The organism is Psychrobacter proteolyticus, from assembly GCF_038155145.1.
GTDB lineage: Bacteria > Pseudomonadota > Gammaproteobacteria > Pseudomonadales > Moraxellaceae > Psychrobacter > Psychrobacter proteolyticus_B.
Window position 1 is genome coordinate 226,972 of the sequence record NZ_JBAKAY010000004.1, and the last position, 15,155, is coordinate 242,126.

The following is a 15,155-nucleotide window of genomic DNA, read 5'->3' on the forward strand; positions in this document are numbered from 1 at the left end:
TTTCTCAAATTGATGCCCTTTTCGAATTAAAGCCCTTTCCAATCGTTCAGTACGATACCAAAGCCGATAGAGGTATTTTCATGATTATAATCAATGATCGACTCACCATAGCCTTGGAATAGCTGAACCATACCATTAACGTTCTCTGATATAGGATAGATATAGTCGATTTGCGCAGCACCTTTATTGGTACCTGGATTGTAGCGCAAAGTACCGCTAATGCTTTGATCAGCAGGCAAGTCATATAAGAATTTGATATCACCATAGCCCATGTAGTCTTCGATATCTGGATTATCGTCATCGCTACTACTTTCGTTATTTACTCGAGCCCATAAACGCGGTATGACTGATAGCTTGCCCCACTCTGCGCCTGCCATGAGGTAAGCACGATTCCATGAACGTGATAATGGATCATCTTGTCCATTCGAGTGATGCACAGCACCTGCGCCCAACATACGCAGACGTCCACCAAAAGGCAGATCTGCTGTCACAGGTTGGGTTAAGAATATTTCAGGTTGATAATCGGTAGCACGGAATGGACGCGAGTTGTCTTCGTTATAAACTTGCCAATGTGACTCTTGGGTATAGCCAAACCATAGATCAGCACTGGTATCAAACAAATCTTCTGCGACTTTTGTTTTTAAAGATAATTGGAATTTTAGCTCAGTTTCGCGTATATCATTAGAATCAAAAGGATCTGTTTCTTGTGATGGTGTGCTTGGATTTAAATTGGGATCGAAAGTATAAAATAATGGCAACAGATACGTTGGTCGATATGGTCTGACCGTCCAAGTACCACGCTCACTGTTTTTATCTAGGTCATAAGATAGACTGAGTGGCGAGAATTTTTCGATGTCTGCTTGAGTGACACCGACATTTTCTAAAATCTGTGCCTCACTATTCGTTTCAGCATCTACTTCTACGTTGCCATTTGCCTTCAATTTGCTAGCTGCTGTTTGCTGACTGGTCATTAAGATGGTATCTGCATCTTCAACTGTCGTCCCGCTCATCGCCGTTTGAGACTCAGCCAATATCACTTTTGGATTACCTGAGACCGTACTTTGAAAGGTTTTTGCCAAATCAATTGGTTGTTTGGTTGAGGTGTAGCTTGGTGTCTTACCTTGTTCAGCCACCTTATCAAAACAAGCGAGGCGAGCAGCACTAGACTGGACTTGAGTACATTCAGAAAATAGCTTGGCTTGCTGGGCAATAAATTCTTTGCTAATTATTTTGCCATTTTGTGTACTCATATCAGAAGATATCGCACTTTTATCAAGACTCTGTGATAGGTCAAGATCCTCATATTCAAACGCAGCTTCGGGTGCTGGCAGTTCGTTATAAGTCTGAGAATCATCAGCAGCTTGTACTTGTATCGCGGTACAACTCAACGCAAGAGCAACTGCAATACGAAGAGGCATATGCGCATTCTGGTAAGACGGCTGTTGGTGACGCTGAGTAATGGTATGGGCAAACATAAGTGTCCTTTATCTAACTAGCATTAGCGCTAGCAGAGTATATGAGGTAATTAATATAGCCATTAGCGTTATCGCTAAAATAGAATTGACTGAGACTATCAGCTAATCGCAGATATTAGGAGCGAAAAAAATGACAATTAGTGCCCCTGCTGCATTGTTTCTTTATTGTAATGAAAATATAAGCACGATACTAGCTTTATCGATAGTTAAAATAAGCATCTATCAATATAATTACTTATATAACAAATACTTAATAAACATTCTATAGTATGAATTTAAAGGCATCAAAAAAGCCAGCATACTTTCTTAGTATACTGGCCTTCTTAATATTCTTAAGAATTTTCGAAATATTACACTGGTTTCTTAAGTGTTCATTGTTAAATGTTAGTTGTTCAACGCCGATAATGTTTGCTCAAATTCTGAGCGACCAATCTCACCCACTTGCTGATTTACTAGCTGGCCATCAATATAATACAGTAGCGCTGGTGGACCGAAGAGTTGGTAACGAGACAACACGGCTTTTGAGTCTGCCGTCGTTTCAGTAATATCGAGCTTTACTAATTGCCAATCTTGCATTTGTGCTGGGCGATTATGAAACAGGTTCTTGTCCATAATACGGCACTCAATACACCACTCTGCTGTCAGATCGACAATGATATTCGGATTGGCTGCGACAATGGCATCTAGCTCTGCAAGCGTCGTGATCGTCTTATCAGTGGTGCTATCACTATTCACTGGTTGACCAGATGTTGACTGTACCATCATCGGTGCTGCACCCAACGACGCTAATGGATGTAGGCTATCATCATTACCCAATGCAGCGCCGACTATTAGGCAAGCAGCCCAAATACCAGCGATAAGGCTCAATGCTTGGGTCAGTATACGACCTTTACCTAGCCAACTCCATGCCCATGTTGCCACGACCATAAACCATAACGCCCACACCATCAGCATGACTGGCGATATAAACACGCGCTCAATCAATAGCAGTGCTACGGCAAATAGCAGTAAAGCAAAGCCTTGCTTAACCCAATTCATCCACTCGCCTGCCTTTGGCATAATCTTGCCTTGGGTAGCACCGATTAGGATAAGCGGCGCTGATAAACCAAAACCCAGCATGAATAAAGCAGCAAAGCCGAGCAACGGACTACCAATGGTAGAGACCGCTAATAATGCCCCAAATAATGGCGCAGAAACACAAGGTGACACGACTAGCGCTGATAAAAACCCAGCGATCAAACTGCCGCCTGTACTACCAAGCTTACTGTCACCTGCTTGGCTTAAGCCTTGCATCTTTCGACTGATCGCTTGTGGTAATCGCACACTGAAAAGACCTAACATGTATAGTGCGAGAAGTATAAAAACGATAGCAAAGCTGATGAGAATGATCGGGTTCTGCAGCCAACCGATAATACCTAAAGACTCACCGAATACTGCGATAACAGCGCCCAAAATACCATAAGCAGTCGCTACCCCAATCGCATAACTGGTGGTCAAGATGACACCGCGTTTGACCGTTGGGTTTTGTTCGCGGGCTACAATGTTGGCCACGATAGGTAACATCGGTAATACACATGGCGTCAAGGCCAAGCCTAAGCCTGCTAAAAATAATAGTACTAATGCCAGCCAAGGGTGAGAAGCCAAACCAAAAGGATCGCTATCAACAAAACTATTGTTTGATGCGTTTTCGCTATTGGCCGTCTCGCCTGTTACGCTGCTATTTGCTGCAGAAATCGTATTCGTCGCTGCATTACTATCTAAAGAATCATACTCTACAGCGCTGTCATCAATGAGATCATAATCAATAGCGCCATCGTCTGTCAGTGCTTGCACCTCATCAGGCAAAGTATTATCAAGAGCTGTTGAGCTTACTTCCTCTGGTGACGCCGTAGCACTATTCTCTGAGTCGGTCGAGCTCGCAGTACTCTCACTATCTGCTGATACCTGCGTCGATGCAGCTGCAATATCGACAGTCGTATTAATCTTTTCAGGTGGATAGCACAGTCCTGCTTTTGCACAACCCTGCCAGCCGACGACGATAGCTCCGTCTTCTATATTCTTGCCACTATTGTTGGTCAGTGTGGTGGTAGCGACCATATTTGCTTGGTCAAATACCAGTACTTTGCCAAATGTCGGATCATCTATCGAATATGGTGTCTGGCTAAAGGTAAAAGGTGCAGCCGTCACGCCAGCGGGTAGCGTAAGCTTAATTTGCTTTTTATAGACGTAATGTTCAGGAGTAATATCAAAATTGACAGATAACCGCGTACCTGCTTTGACGGGCGTACTATCTGTACTTACCTGAAACGCTTGATCTACTGGCAAAAACTTTGACTTCGATGAGCTTTCACTACTACCGAAAAGGTCGCCTAACCCTGCCGCTTGTACCGTCGATGTCGCTGATAAACCTGTCAACAATGAGCCACTAGCGATGGCAAGCGCTAAGATATGGGATTTTTTCGAATGGGTAGATACGCTAAATGATGAAGACTTTGGTGATGTCTTGATGGACATGAATGGCTACCTATTATTACCGATATTTTAATCAATCTGCTCGCTATTTATCTGCGGGTCGCAGCAATGTCTATCTTGGTTTTAACTTTTTCTGGTGGATAGCATAGCCCAGCCGTTGCACACCCTTGCCAACCAATAATAATAGGCGCGTTTTTGGCGCCCTTACCATTACTCGTCGTCAGTGTCGTGGTTGCAATGACACTTCTTTGCGTAAACACAGGAACCTGACCAAAGGTCGGATCATTGATTGATACTGGTGCTTGATTAAAAGTGAACGGCGTGGCGCTTATTCCTTTAGGGAAGCTCAACGTAAGCTTATCCTTATAAACATAATGCCCTGGCGTAATTTCAAAACTGATCGACAGCCGCGTGCCTTTGGAAGTCGCTTTGGTATTACTGACCACCTGAAAGGCTTCATCCACTGGTAAGAACTTTGATTTTGCCGAGGAGCTATTTTTAAATAAATCATTTAGCCCTGCTGCTTGTGCACTGACCGATGTCATTGACAGAACCGTTACTAATGAAGTGCTTGCAACAGTTAGAACCAATTTATAAAGGTTTTTAGAAAAATATTTATTAGACTGTTGGATCGACATAAATGAGTACCTTTAATTGCAGTTTGCGATGACTATTTTGGTGAGCGCCCAGATATATTTATAGCACTGACTATCAAACTTGTACTGAACAGTAGGAAATTTATCTACTGATAAAAAATATCAACCAATAAGGGAATATTGGTTGATATTTATAAATTGTTGAAAGTGCATCGACGAACGAATGTTTCATTCTACAAAGCTATATCAGTAACAGAACTTAGTCACTATACGTCTGTTATTAAGCTTTATAGCTGAGCATAAAGATCCGCATCTTGACCTTCACCACCTTGTTGACCATCAGCGCCTAACGAAAACAAATCATAAGGGCGCCCTTCACTACCTGGTGCAACATACTGCATCTCGTTTTCCCAGCCATCGGTTGGATAGCCACCTTTAATATACCCACCTTCAGGATAGTTTTTTGCATCAGCAGGCGGTGTCGTAAGCGCCTCTAGCCCTTGAGCAGTCGTCGGATAGCGCGAATTATCAACCTTATACATATCTAGCGCATTTGAGACAGTGGCAAGCGCCGTTTCAGTTGTTTTAACACGGGCCTTATCACTTTGACCAACTACTTTTGGTACCACTAATCCAGCAAGAATGGCTAGGATCACAATGACGACCATAATTTCGATAAGAGTGAATCCTGCTTGACCAGACTTTCTCGCCACACTGCGCTGCATGGCTAAAGAAGCGATCTTATGGTCAGTTACAATATTTGAATGGGATTGCGTATTCTGAATAGCACTTTTTGGCGTCATATTTACTTGGAATTTGTCAGTCATAGTCATCGCTTTGGTCATCACAGTTATGTAAATAGTAAAAGTGGCGTTCTATTGTGGCTCTCATCAATGATACATCAATGAGCTCTGAAACTATTGTCACTATAAACCATGGTTTTATTTTTATCCAGCGCTGTACCTAGTTTGAGTTTGCTATTTCAGCCGAAGCTAAATGTTAGCAGACTCTAAATGTATGACTATTAAACCGTGCTTACTATAGCGCGGCGCTGGTGTTTGCCATAGCAAAAATAGCGTTCGTTCAACAATATACAACAGTAAGCAAACCTTAAGAAAGCTAGTCCAAGGTTTAGCAAGTAAGTTAGGTGATATGAATAGAGTAAAAGAGAACTAAATAGAGGTTTTGGAGATTGGCAGCTAGCTATACATAAAGAATGATAAATCATCGGCTAGCGAATTAACTTAGCCTGCTAAATCGTTCATATTGACGATAGGTAGCATAACCGCCATTACAATAATCATAACTACTACGCCCATCAACACCAGCATTAAAGGCTCAAGTAATGATAATAAGGTGCTGATAAAATTGGTTGCTTCTGCCTCCTGCATATTGGCGGCACGGCTGAGCATATTTTCAAGCTCGCCTGAGTTCTCTCCACTTTTGATCATCTGCACCATCATCGGTGGGAAGTAAGTGGATTTCTCTAGCTGGCTAGACAAACTAGAGCCTTCTGTCACCCTATCAGCCGCAGTGATAATGGTTTTTTGAATATGCAAGTTGGTCGTGACCGCAGCCCCAATATGCAATGCCTCAATTAAAGGCACTCCTGAGCGTACTAGTATCGCAAGGGTACTGGCAAATCGCGCGGCATTCAGACCTTTGGACAATCTAGCTAATATCGGTAATCTCAGCACCACACTATCAATCGTTAATTTACCTGCTTGCGTTTGGGCAAAACGGTAGAATAAAAATGCGGTACTTGCCAATACCAGCAGTATTAACCACCACCATTGAGTAATGATATTCGATAGCGTGAGAACGATTTGAGTAATTAGAGGCAGCGCTTGCTCAGACTGCTCAAAGACTTTAACAATTTTGGGCACAACGAAACTCATTAGCCCCATAATTACCGCAATTGCCATTACCATTAGGACAATCGGATAGACCATGGCCCCTTGGATTTTCTTTTGGAGGGCAAAGCGGTTTTCGGTGTAGTCTGCTAGCTGATTGAGGATAAGGTCGAGGTGACCAGATTTTTCGCCTGCAGCAATCGTAGCGATATATAACGGTGGAAAGCTAGCGGCTTGTTGCAGAGCACGTGCTAAGCTGAGTCCTTCCAAGACATGTGAGCGCACTGCAAGCATCAGAGATTTGATATGAGTCTTTGGAGATTGCTTAGCAACCGCTGCCAAGGTTTCCTCAAGTGGGATACCTGCTGCCAATAATACAGATAACTGACGTGTCAGCAATGCCAGCTCGTATGCAGACGGTTTTTTGTAGCGATTTTTGCTCTGACTCTGTCTGTCATTGACCGGATTGACTTCAACGGGTGTCCATTGCTTATCGCGCAGTTGCTGGCGAATTTGCCGCGCAGAATCCCCCTCTAGCAAGCCTTTTTGGACAACGCCATGGTCGTCAAGCGCTTTGAAATGATAGGCAGGCATGGCAACAGATATCCTAAGAAGCTTACAAGTAGACAGTTATAATTAATGACTTAATAGAACTCTATTAATTTGACACTCGACGCTTAAAAAAGTGGCGTTGAGTCATTACTATCAGGCATCAAACCTTGTAATAATAAGACATCCAGATGCTGCTGCTGTAGCTTTTTATCAAAATCATTGACCTCAGCGATTAGCATTCTTTCAATGCGTTTATCACTCGCAAAAACGCTCAAGCGCGCACAGATGACAGCCAACTGATAAATACGTTTTTTGCAATAACCGTCAAGACCTTGTAATAGCCTAACCATATGTGGTGTCTCAAGACTGGCGTAATCATAGTCAGCCACGACTTGCTGGCCAAGAGCTGTGACGCCATAAGTAATCGACAGATGGGCACAATAATAACAGCTGAATAAATAACCAACCACATGACCGATATAATAGCCTCGATCGTAAGTGAAGCTACTCACGCCAAAATGCCCAAGTACATAACTGTTGAGGCTACCTTGGTCGCGAATTGGCTTGCCGTGCTTTAACTTACCGACCGTAGCAAAGCACAATGGATTGCGACCATCTTGAGTCGTCAGCTGCCAACCAGCAGGCTGCTGCGCAGGCATATGACGTACGATATCTGCAATAATGTCATCGACCACATGCAGCTGCTGCCAGAGTCTTTCGAGCGTATCCGTATCCATCAACCCACGTTTATCAAGCTGCTGCGCAAGTAAATATTGCTGATATTCTGCGAATTGCGGCTTCAGGGTTTGTACTAAGTAAGTAGGACGCGTATTGGCAGATGCCATATATAACAGTCGAGTACGCTCATGCTGAGCACGATAAAGCGCCACACGCTGCGTAGCGATATTGGTTTCTTGAGCCGCAGGTTTTGCAGCTACTGTAAGACTATCGGATGATTCAGATATTACTGCTTCAGTTGCTACCGCCTCGATATCTGACAAGGTAAACATCGTCAATAACGTCGCCTTATCAGGTGTCTCTACCGACTCATTTTTCGGCGCATCTTTGCTGACATGCGGGTTCTCTATAGCAGTGTTTTTATCAACATTACTTTCTATTTTAGCAGTTGCAGCAACCTCTTGTTGGCCATTGCTTCCTGCATTTAGCTTTGCGGTCGGTTCAGTCATAACATACCATCAGCAGCGAAAATAAACATCGTCTCGATTCTTTTATATGCCTATCGTACAAGGACATATAACGCGCTACAAAATCAACGCTTTTGTCTCGACGACTCATCAACCCATAGTACCTGAACACAGACTCATTGTCAGCTGCCCTTAACTAAAATAGCCATAGCCAGTTAACGAAGGTTTTATAGATATGAGTGACTCAACGTTTATAAACAATATGTATTCACAAATTGAAAAAAGCGCCAAGGACATATAAATGACCTTAGCGCTTCTAATCGAGATTCTACTTAAATAACTTAAATAAACATCAACTAGAGCTATGCAAGATTGTTTTGTCGATACTGCTGACGGTATACTTTTGGCGAGACACCATACACACGTTTAAATGCCTGACTAAAAGTCGAATCTGAGGCATAACCCACCATCTCGCTGATACGGCTAATACTGTTTTGCTGTAAGCGTAAATAGCGAGCCGCCAATCGTAAGCGATAATCGATCAGATACGTCAGTGGCGGCATGCCAACGGTGTCTTTGAAACGCTGTGCAAAGCTGGAACGCGACATCCCTGCTACTTCTGCAAGCTGATGAATGGTCCAGCTTTCACTCGGTGCTCCATGCATCGCGGCTAGTGCCTTGGTCAAAAACGGATCTTTCATGGCTTTGAGCCAGTTTTCTGTGGCTTCAGGCAAGCTTTCAATATACACGCGCAAACATTCAATCATCATGATACTTGCCCAATGATTGATTACGGCCGTTTTGCCCATACGCTCACGCTCAGCTTCTAGTGTCAGCAGCTTTATCTCTACATCAATCACTTCAAACCGACCGTCAGCGGCATCATTGAGTTCAGGTAATATCGGTGGCAGTACTGACAACAGAGGATTAATCATCTCTTTGTCGTATTTGCATTCGATCAGTATCAAAGATGAATTGGGGTCTCCATCACCATCGATATCAAGTGTACGCTCAGTGCAATTGCTCAATAGTTCATCAAGCGACTCAGCAACATCGCCATGGTGATTAAGTGCATAACTCACGTGCTTGTGCGCATTCGGAATCATAATCATGTCACCAGCGCGAGCTTCTCGTAGACCATTACCAACATCGATGCAAAAACCGCCAGACATTACCAAGTAAAATAAAATGGTGTCTTTTCTAGTAATAGAATAAGACCAATTGCCAGTGCCATTTAGACGATAATACTTAGTCTCAAATAAATGCACGTTTTGCAGCAATACACTCAGTGCGTCCATCAATCAATTCCTCAATAATGCAGATTAATAACGATTCATCTTAAAAAAATAATAGTATTCTTAATAACGATTTCTGTCAGTTTCCTCTATGCCAATACTTGCTCCAATAAATAATTTTTATTAAATACAATGGGTGTGATAACACTTAAGCATAATGCATCATTTAAAACGTCATGTCTATTTACTTATTAGAATTACTAAACAATAATAGAGGAGACACAGTCACGCTAGGCCTCAAGGAAAACCTACAGGAAATGTTGATAAGAATTTGGAGGATTATCTAGTATTGAAGGTGCTATCAAACTCAATCTGTTTAATATTATAAAGATAATATAGAGATAAAATCGAATAGGCATAAAAAAATCGCCATCAAGGGCGAGTGCTATTACTGATATATTTTTAGATTAAGATATGATTTGTATGTAGATACATACAGAATAAAATATGGGGCGACTGATGGGACTCGAACCCACGACAACCGAGATCACAACCCGGGGCTCTACCAACTGAGCTACAACCGCCATAACTATTGCCAAAGAATAGGCAAGATTTGCAGGCTAAATGGTGCGCCTGGCAGGATTCGAACCTGCGGCCACCTCCTTAGAAGGGAGATGCTCTATCCAGCTGAGCTACAGGCGCTCTTAGAGGACTTTTATATACTAAGCTTACTTTACGATATATTTTACTATATCAGAAACTAAACCATTATACATAAAAAAAAGCCTGTAAGGCTCTTAAAATAGATGGTCGGAGTGATAGGATTCGAACCTACGACCCTCTGGTCCCAAACCAGATGCGCTACCAAACTGCGCCACACTCCGAAATTCTATATTATCACGATAGTTTGTTAATCAACTCGTTGTTGGCAATGCCGCTAACTTGTTAATGTTCCTCGCTATCGAGGTGCACATATTAAGGGGTAAAGGCGATTGTGTCAACACCTATTTTCGATTAATTTCAAATAATCGCTAATTTTTTTAAAATTATGTCAATTTTGCCAAAATAGTGACAATAAGGCCCTTTATCCATCAGTCATTCGCGCTGTCATTGATAAAGATATTAAGCTTTGTCCAAATGTGGCAGTACTTCACCGTTGAGTGTGCCTGTCAAAACATCAAACGGCATTAACCATAAATGGGCATCAATTGATTCATTTTTTTTAATATCATCGCTACTGTCGCTACCATTACTACCATAACGAGTTTGCTGCTTGAGCACCATTGGCTGTCTATCACTACCTATTACCGGATAAACCAACCAGACCTGCCTCGCCAAGTAAGCTTGTGCATAGCTGGTCAATTGATAAGCGTCGCTCGCACTAATTGCAGCAGCATGCGGCAAATACTTCCACTTAATATCGATGACATGACTGTAGTGACCTTTGGTCCTGTCTTTGGCTTTAGTTTGATGAGATGCTATATCGTTCTGATTTTGGCAATCATCAGAGACGGTTTCAAATATCAGCAAATCAGGCCGTATAGACAAGCACGCTAATCCTTCAGCATCGTTTAGCCAGACACTTTGGGTTTGATAGAAGGGACGATAATTGCTACTAAGCTGTTGAAACATCGATGCGATACGCTGACTTGCCCATTGCTCAAAAGCTTGATTCATATCAATCAATAGACACAATCTTAGCTGAGAGCTATTTTGTTTATTTGGATCAATACCGTTACCTGTCGCAGCTGTCGTCTGTTTCAACAACCAATATGCTAGGTCTACTAATTGCTGCGCGGCGTGCAGTTTTTGTCTTTGGAGTGGCTGAACGTCTAGCTGACGCTTCGCTTGAGGATATATTAACGCTATCTGCTGCATTTCGCGGTTGTTGAGCACAGAGATCTGCTGCCATGGCTGCAACAGCTTTGAAGAAATAAACTGGGGCAATAAAGGCATCAAGTAAACCAATGCACTCTTAATCAACCGATTGGCCAACATGTCGTGACTTAATACGCTACTTTCACAGATGAACTTATGCGGTTGCATACTATTATGACGCAATTGTTCTTTGATGAGTAGTCGACCTTGCAGGGATGCCTGATTTTCAATCTGAACCTGATAATGCTTGGTTGGTTGATAATCCATTAAACGCTGCAAAAACTGCTCAATCAGCCAATCTGATATAGGCAATACTTTTAACGGTAAAGGAGTGGACTGGGAACTAAACTGACCGAAGTTTTTCGTATTGGGTAGCTTACGATTGTTATGCGCATCAAGATGTATCAAATCCGAAAGCATACTCTGTACCCAATGACGAGTCTGGACGATATCGCTAGACTGAGTAGACTGATTTAGCTTTGGCAGTATCTCAAGCGTTATGCCACTAGGTAGGAGAATAATACCAATATAGTGCCCAACCTTAAGCTGCCATTGCCCTTGCTTACGCTTGATAGTGAATACTGCAAACTCTTGTGCCATTAGCCAATCGAAATCAGACGCGTGCAAAAAATCATGCACGGTCAGACGTTGATGCTCAAACACGGTGATAACATTCATGGTAGCGACACTACTGTTAGGGATACTAGTCTGGCGACTGCTTACCCTAATAGCATGTTGCTTGGTGTAATCTGGATTATTCGTTATCACTGAACAGTCACCCTGCTAGTACAAACGCTGATAGATAGCAGCATGATTAAACTCACCATCCCTAGCAATCAAATCGGCATTAATAGTATAACTATTCATACTCATAGACTGACCAAGAAAAGAACCCTGCCCTGCAAACACTTGGTGTTCAGCAGAAGCATTGTTTTGGTTGCCCATCGGATTATACAAGTCGTCATTCATCAACGCTTGACTGTCCTGTACAAACTGCTTACTTGTCGGTTGCTGCTCATCTCTAAAGATATACTGCAGCACCGTAATTTGGCCACCAGCTGCTTGAGCCAATTGAGGAATAATTTGTTCAACGAGAGCCGTTTGTAATTGATCTAACTGAGTGACTGCGAATAAAAAAGCATGCCCCAACTGTGCTTCTATTCCCAGTGTCTGCACGATACGTCTATTTAAACCTATTAATAATTTACTCAAATCTATCGTACCTGCTTCTGAACCGTCAGACAGTCCAGTATCGATGTCATTGCTGTCATAAATTGTCGATAGCAAATTAGACTGTGGCGGACAACCAATAAAGCGAAAACGTCGGCGTAATGCCATATCAAGTGGTGCTAAAGAATGGTCTTGGGTATTCATAGTGGCATAAATATCGACATTAGCAGGAACACTAAAAGCACGCCCAGAATACGCCAAACTCACTGTCATCGCATTCGGCTTGCCCGCTCGTTTATCAGGCTCTATCAAACTAAGAAGCTCACCAAACACTCGTGACACATTAGCACGGTTAATCTCATCAATAAGTATTGCATAACGCTGCTGAGGGTTACGGGCGGCGCGTTGGCATAGCTTCAGGAATGCTCCATCTTGCACCGCGTAACTCATTTGATTTTGATTAGAGTGGCTGTTATTTGCTTGAGCGGTGCCACTCATGACAGGCCGTATACCTTCTACAAACTCTTCATAACCGTAGGCTTGATGGAAGCTCACCATACTAAAACGTTGCTGAGCAATGTTTTGATTTTGATGGGGTTGGTTGTCGCGCTGTGCCTGCTGAAACTCTGCTAATTGCTGCGATAAATCTTCTAGTAGCACCATACTCTCTGGCAATAAATACCATGCCCCACTATTGTCTTTATCAAAATAAGCTTGGCTAGCACGGTTATCAAAACTGACTGTTTGAGAGTTCGTAGGGCTATGTCTGCGTAACTCTAACCAAGCTGTACTATCTAGATTTTTATCACGTGAGTTCTGAGCAGCTTTGGTCATGAAAAAAGGATGATCAATAATTTCTCGTACCTTTAACAAATCCTGTTGTTCAGCACGTAAATCTAAAAATACCAAACATAATACTTCGCGCCAGCTTAGACCTTGCAGCAGCTGTTCTAATAAATCTTCATTTTCAGTCTTGGGTAGATAGTCGGTGTATTGCTTCGCGATTTGCAGCAATCTATAGGTTTTACCTGTACCAGCAACGCCCGTATAAATAATATTGGTCGGTTCATGAGCAGACATATCAGGCATAACGTTATCCAGCGGCATTGAAAACAGGTTTGAAATAGACATGCTAACATTTTGTCATTATAACGTGGCTGTCTATTGGCATGGTAACTATAGTCAACCCTCTATAAATTAGATACGGTGTCAGTCTCGCTTAGTCTACTATTTATAGTACTTCCACTCAGCTTCCTTTGTCCAAATGATAGTGATATATAAGATAGTTAGGCTACTTTAATTGGCGATCTAAATTGATGACATAACCTAGCAACATAGCCACGCTACTATTGTTTTGTAAGCGCAGCAGTTCATGCTAATAATAGTAGGAAGGCAATGGTTGATGTACCATAGTATTTATAGCGATTTTTATAACCTATATTTGTGTCGCTATCATAAAAAGCCATGCTAAGAATGTCATTCAACTCATTTACGTTAAGGAATTTTGTATGTCAGGATTATTAAAAAAACTACCCGCCAAGTTGACCAATAAACTGCCAGCCAAAGTATCTGACAGCACAAAATCTTCAGTTGAGAAACCCAGTAGCACGCTAAAACCAATTAGTAATCAATTTACCAAACTGTTATCCGTCACCAAATATCTGCCTGCTGGAGCACGCTCAAGTATTTTATCTAAAGCCTTTGGCAAGGTCGTCCCCTATGTCGGCACAACTGGCATTTATTATGAGACGGTAGAACCAAACCAAGTCGTCGTTAGTTTAAATAACAATAAGGCCGTCCAAAACCATATCGGCTCTATTCATGCAGTCGCCATCACATTACTAGCTGAGACGGCAACGGGGTTTATTCTAGGTTTAAACTTGCCCTCTGATCGCATTCTGCTGATTAAGTCTTACTCGGTAAATTTCCATCGTCCGATCAAAAAAGGTCAAATTGCTGCTATTGCAAGCTTGTCTGATGAACAGCGTTTGGATATCCTAAACACGCCAAAAGGTGAGATGATTATCCCTTGTGTCATCAAAGATCGTGAGTCTGATAGTGACCGCGATCCAATTGTGGTTGAAATGACGTGGGCATGGATACCAAAAGCGGAACTAGAGGCACGCCGCCAAGGTAAAGCGTCTGAAAAAGTTGCAGAAGATGACACTGAAACCGAGGCACCAATCGAAGAAAATGATGCCTCATCTACTCAAAATAATAGTACTGATAAATAGTTAATAAAAAATTGATAACAAACCCAATGAGGAAACAGTATGTTCAAACCTAGTACTTGCCTATCTACGCTAGCGCTAGCCACTATGTGCTCATTGGGTTTTGTTCATAGCGCTAATGCCAACACAACGACGGCTGTCAGCATTGCTAAATCTAGCCCTACTTTCTTGGGCGATGGCGGTACTTATCCTTTTTCAGAGGCTGTACGCGTGGGCAATACATTGTATATGTCGGGACAAATTGGCTTTAAAGAGGGCAAACTGGTCAAAGGCGGTATCAAAGCTGAAACCAAGCAAGTGCTCGATAACATCCATAGCACGCTATTAAAATATGGCTACCGTAAGTCTGATATCGTTAAATGTATGGTCATGCTGACTGATATGGATGACTTTGATGACTTTAACAAAGTCTATAAAGCTGAGATGATAAAGCCTTATCCTGTACGCTCAGCTTTTGGCGTATCAGAACTGGCTGCTGGATCAAGCGTTGAGATTGAATGTATGGCTGCAAAATAATAGCGGCTAAAAACTCTAAAGCTCCACAATTA

At 42.3% G+C, this 15,155-nt stretch carries 11 protein-coding genes and 3 tRNA genes; 2 read left to right on the forward strand and 12 right to left on the reverse strand.

The window, feature by feature from the left end:
* Positions 1-26: 26 nt before the first annotated feature.
* The 12 genes from V6252_RS06865 to V6252_RS06920 form a co-directional block, all read right to left on the reverse strand.
* Positions 27-1,475, reverse strand: coding sequence for a phospholipase A (locus V6252_RS06865; RefSeq protein ID WP_341609849.1), 1,449 nt, complete (start codon positions 1,473-1,475; stop codon positions 27-29).
* A gap of 384 nt (positions 1,476-1,859) precedes the next feature.
* Positions 1,860-3,989 carry a protein-disulfide reductase DsbD gene (dsbD, locus tag V6252_RS06870; RefSeq protein WP_341609850.1) on the reverse strand — a complete coding sequence of 710 codons (2,130 nt, stop codon included), beginning with the start codon at positions 3,987-3,989 and terminating at the stop codon, positions 1,860-1,862.
* 47 nt (positions 3,990-4,036) lie between these two features.
* Entirely contained in the window at positions 4,037-4,585 is a 549-nt protein-coding gene (locus V6252_RS06875) for a protein-disulfide reductase DsbD N-terminal domain-containing protein (RefSeq protein WP_341609851.1), read from the reverse strand.
* A gap of 245 nt (positions 4,586-4,830) precedes the next feature.
* A complete protein-coding gene (gene gspG, locus V6252_RS06880; RefSeq protein WP_425355863.1) occupies positions 4,831-5,370 on the reverse strand; it encodes a type II secretion system major pseudopilin GspG in 540 nt (179 codons plus the stop codon).
* Positions 5,371-5,787: 417 nt separating this feature from the next.
* Positions 5,788-6,990, reverse strand: a complete 1,203-nt coding sequence (gene gspF / locus V6252_RS06885; RefSeq protein ID WP_057758190.1) for a type II secretion system inner membrane protein GspF — start codon at positions 6,988-6,990, stop codon at positions 5,788-5,790.
* An 83-nt stretch (positions 6,991-7,073) separates the two neighbouring features.
* Positions 7,074-8,135: a hypothetical protein gene (locus tag V6252_RS06890; RefSeq protein WP_341609852.1), complete on the reverse strand. Its 1,062-nt coding sequence runs from the start codon at positions 8,133-8,135 to the stop codon at positions 7,074-7,076.
* Positions 8,136-8,455: 320 nt separating this feature from the next.
* On the reverse strand, positions 8,456-9,391 hold the full coding sequence (locus V6252_RS06895) for an AraC family transcriptional regulator (RefSeq protein WP_341609853.1): 936 nt from the start codon (positions 9,389-9,391) through the stop codon (positions 8,456-8,458).
* A gap of 445 nt (positions 9,392-9,836) precedes the next feature.
* Positions 9,837-9,912, reverse strand: a tRNA-His gene (locus V6252_RS06900).
* Positions 9,913-9,953: 41 nt separating this feature from the next.
* Positions 9,954-10,030: transfer RNA gene (locus V6252_RS06905), tRNA-Arg, on the reverse strand.
* A gap of 105 nt (positions 10,031-10,135) precedes the next feature.
* A tRNA-Pro gene (locus tag V6252_RS06910) sits at positions 10,136-10,212 on the reverse strand.
* 238 nt (positions 10,213-10,450) lie between these two features.
* Positions 10,451-11,974 (reverse strand): McrC family protein, encoded by a 1,524-nt coding sequence (locus V6252_RS06915; protein WP_341609854.1) that lies wholly within the window; start codon positions 11,972-11,974, stop codon positions 10,451-10,453.
* Between the two features lie 15 nt (positions 11,975-11,989).
* Entirely contained in the window at positions 11,990-13,507 is a 1,518-nt protein-coding gene (locus V6252_RS06920) for an McrB family protein (protein ID WP_341609855.1), read from the reverse strand.
* Between the two features lie 377 nt (positions 13,508-13,884).
* Here V6252_RS06920 and V6252_RS06925 point away from each other — a divergent pair, with 377 nt between their 5' ends.
* Both V6252_RS06925 and V6252_RS06930 read left to right on the forward strand, forming a co-directional pair.
* The gene (locus V6252_RS06925; protein ID WP_341609856.1) at positions 13,885-14,610 is read left to right on the forward strand and encodes a DUF4442 domain-containing protein; all 726 of its coding nucleotides are present in this window, start codon (positions 13,885-13,887) and stop codon (positions 14,608-14,610) included.
* Positions 14,611-14,649: 39 nt separating this feature from the next.
* A complete protein-coding gene (locus V6252_RS06930; RefSeq protein ID WP_341609857.1) occupies positions 14,650-15,123 on the forward strand; it encodes a RidA family protein in 474 nt (157 codons plus the stop codon).
* The last annotated feature ends 32 nt before the right edge of the window (positions 15,124-15,155 follow it).

Coding starts and splice junctions, on each gene's coding strand:
- V6252_RS06895 (WP_341609853.1), bottom strand. CDS start 9,391: ATGGACGCACTGAGTGTATTGCTGCAAAACGTGCATTTATTTGAGACT.
- gspG (WP_425355863.1), bottom strand. CDS start 5,370: ATGACTGACAAATTCCAAGTAAATATGACGCCAAAAAGTGCTATTCAG.
- V6252_RS06875 (WP_341609851.1), bottom strand. CDS start 4,585: ATGTCGATCCAACAGTCTAATAAATATTTTTCTAAAAACCTTTATAAA.
- V6252_RS06930 (WP_341609857.1), top strand. CDS start 14,650: ATGTTCAAACCTAGTACTTGCCTATCTACGCTAGCGCTAGCCACTATG.
- V6252_RS06920 (WP_341609855.1), bottom strand. CDS start 13,507: ATGTCTATTTCAAACCTGTTTTCAATGCCGCTGGATAACGTTATGCCT.
- dsbD (WP_341609850.1), bottom strand. CDS start 3,989: ATGTCCATCAAGACATCACCAAAGTCTTCATCATTTAGCGTATCTACC.
- gspF (WP_057758190.1), bottom strand. CDS start 6,990: ATGCCTGCCTATCATTTCAAAGCGCTTGACGACCATGGCGTTGTCCAA.
- V6252_RS06890 (WP_341609852.1), bottom strand. CDS start 8,135: ATGACTGAACCGACCGCAAAGCTAAATGCAGGAAGCAATGGCCAACAA.
- V6252_RS06865 (WP_341609849.1), bottom strand. CDS start 1,475: ATGTTTGCCCATACCATTACTCAGCGTCACCAACAGCCGTCTTACCAG.
- V6252_RS06925 (WP_341609856.1), top strand. CDS start 13,885: ATGTCAGGATTATTAAAAAAACTACCCGCCAAGTTGACCAATAAACTG.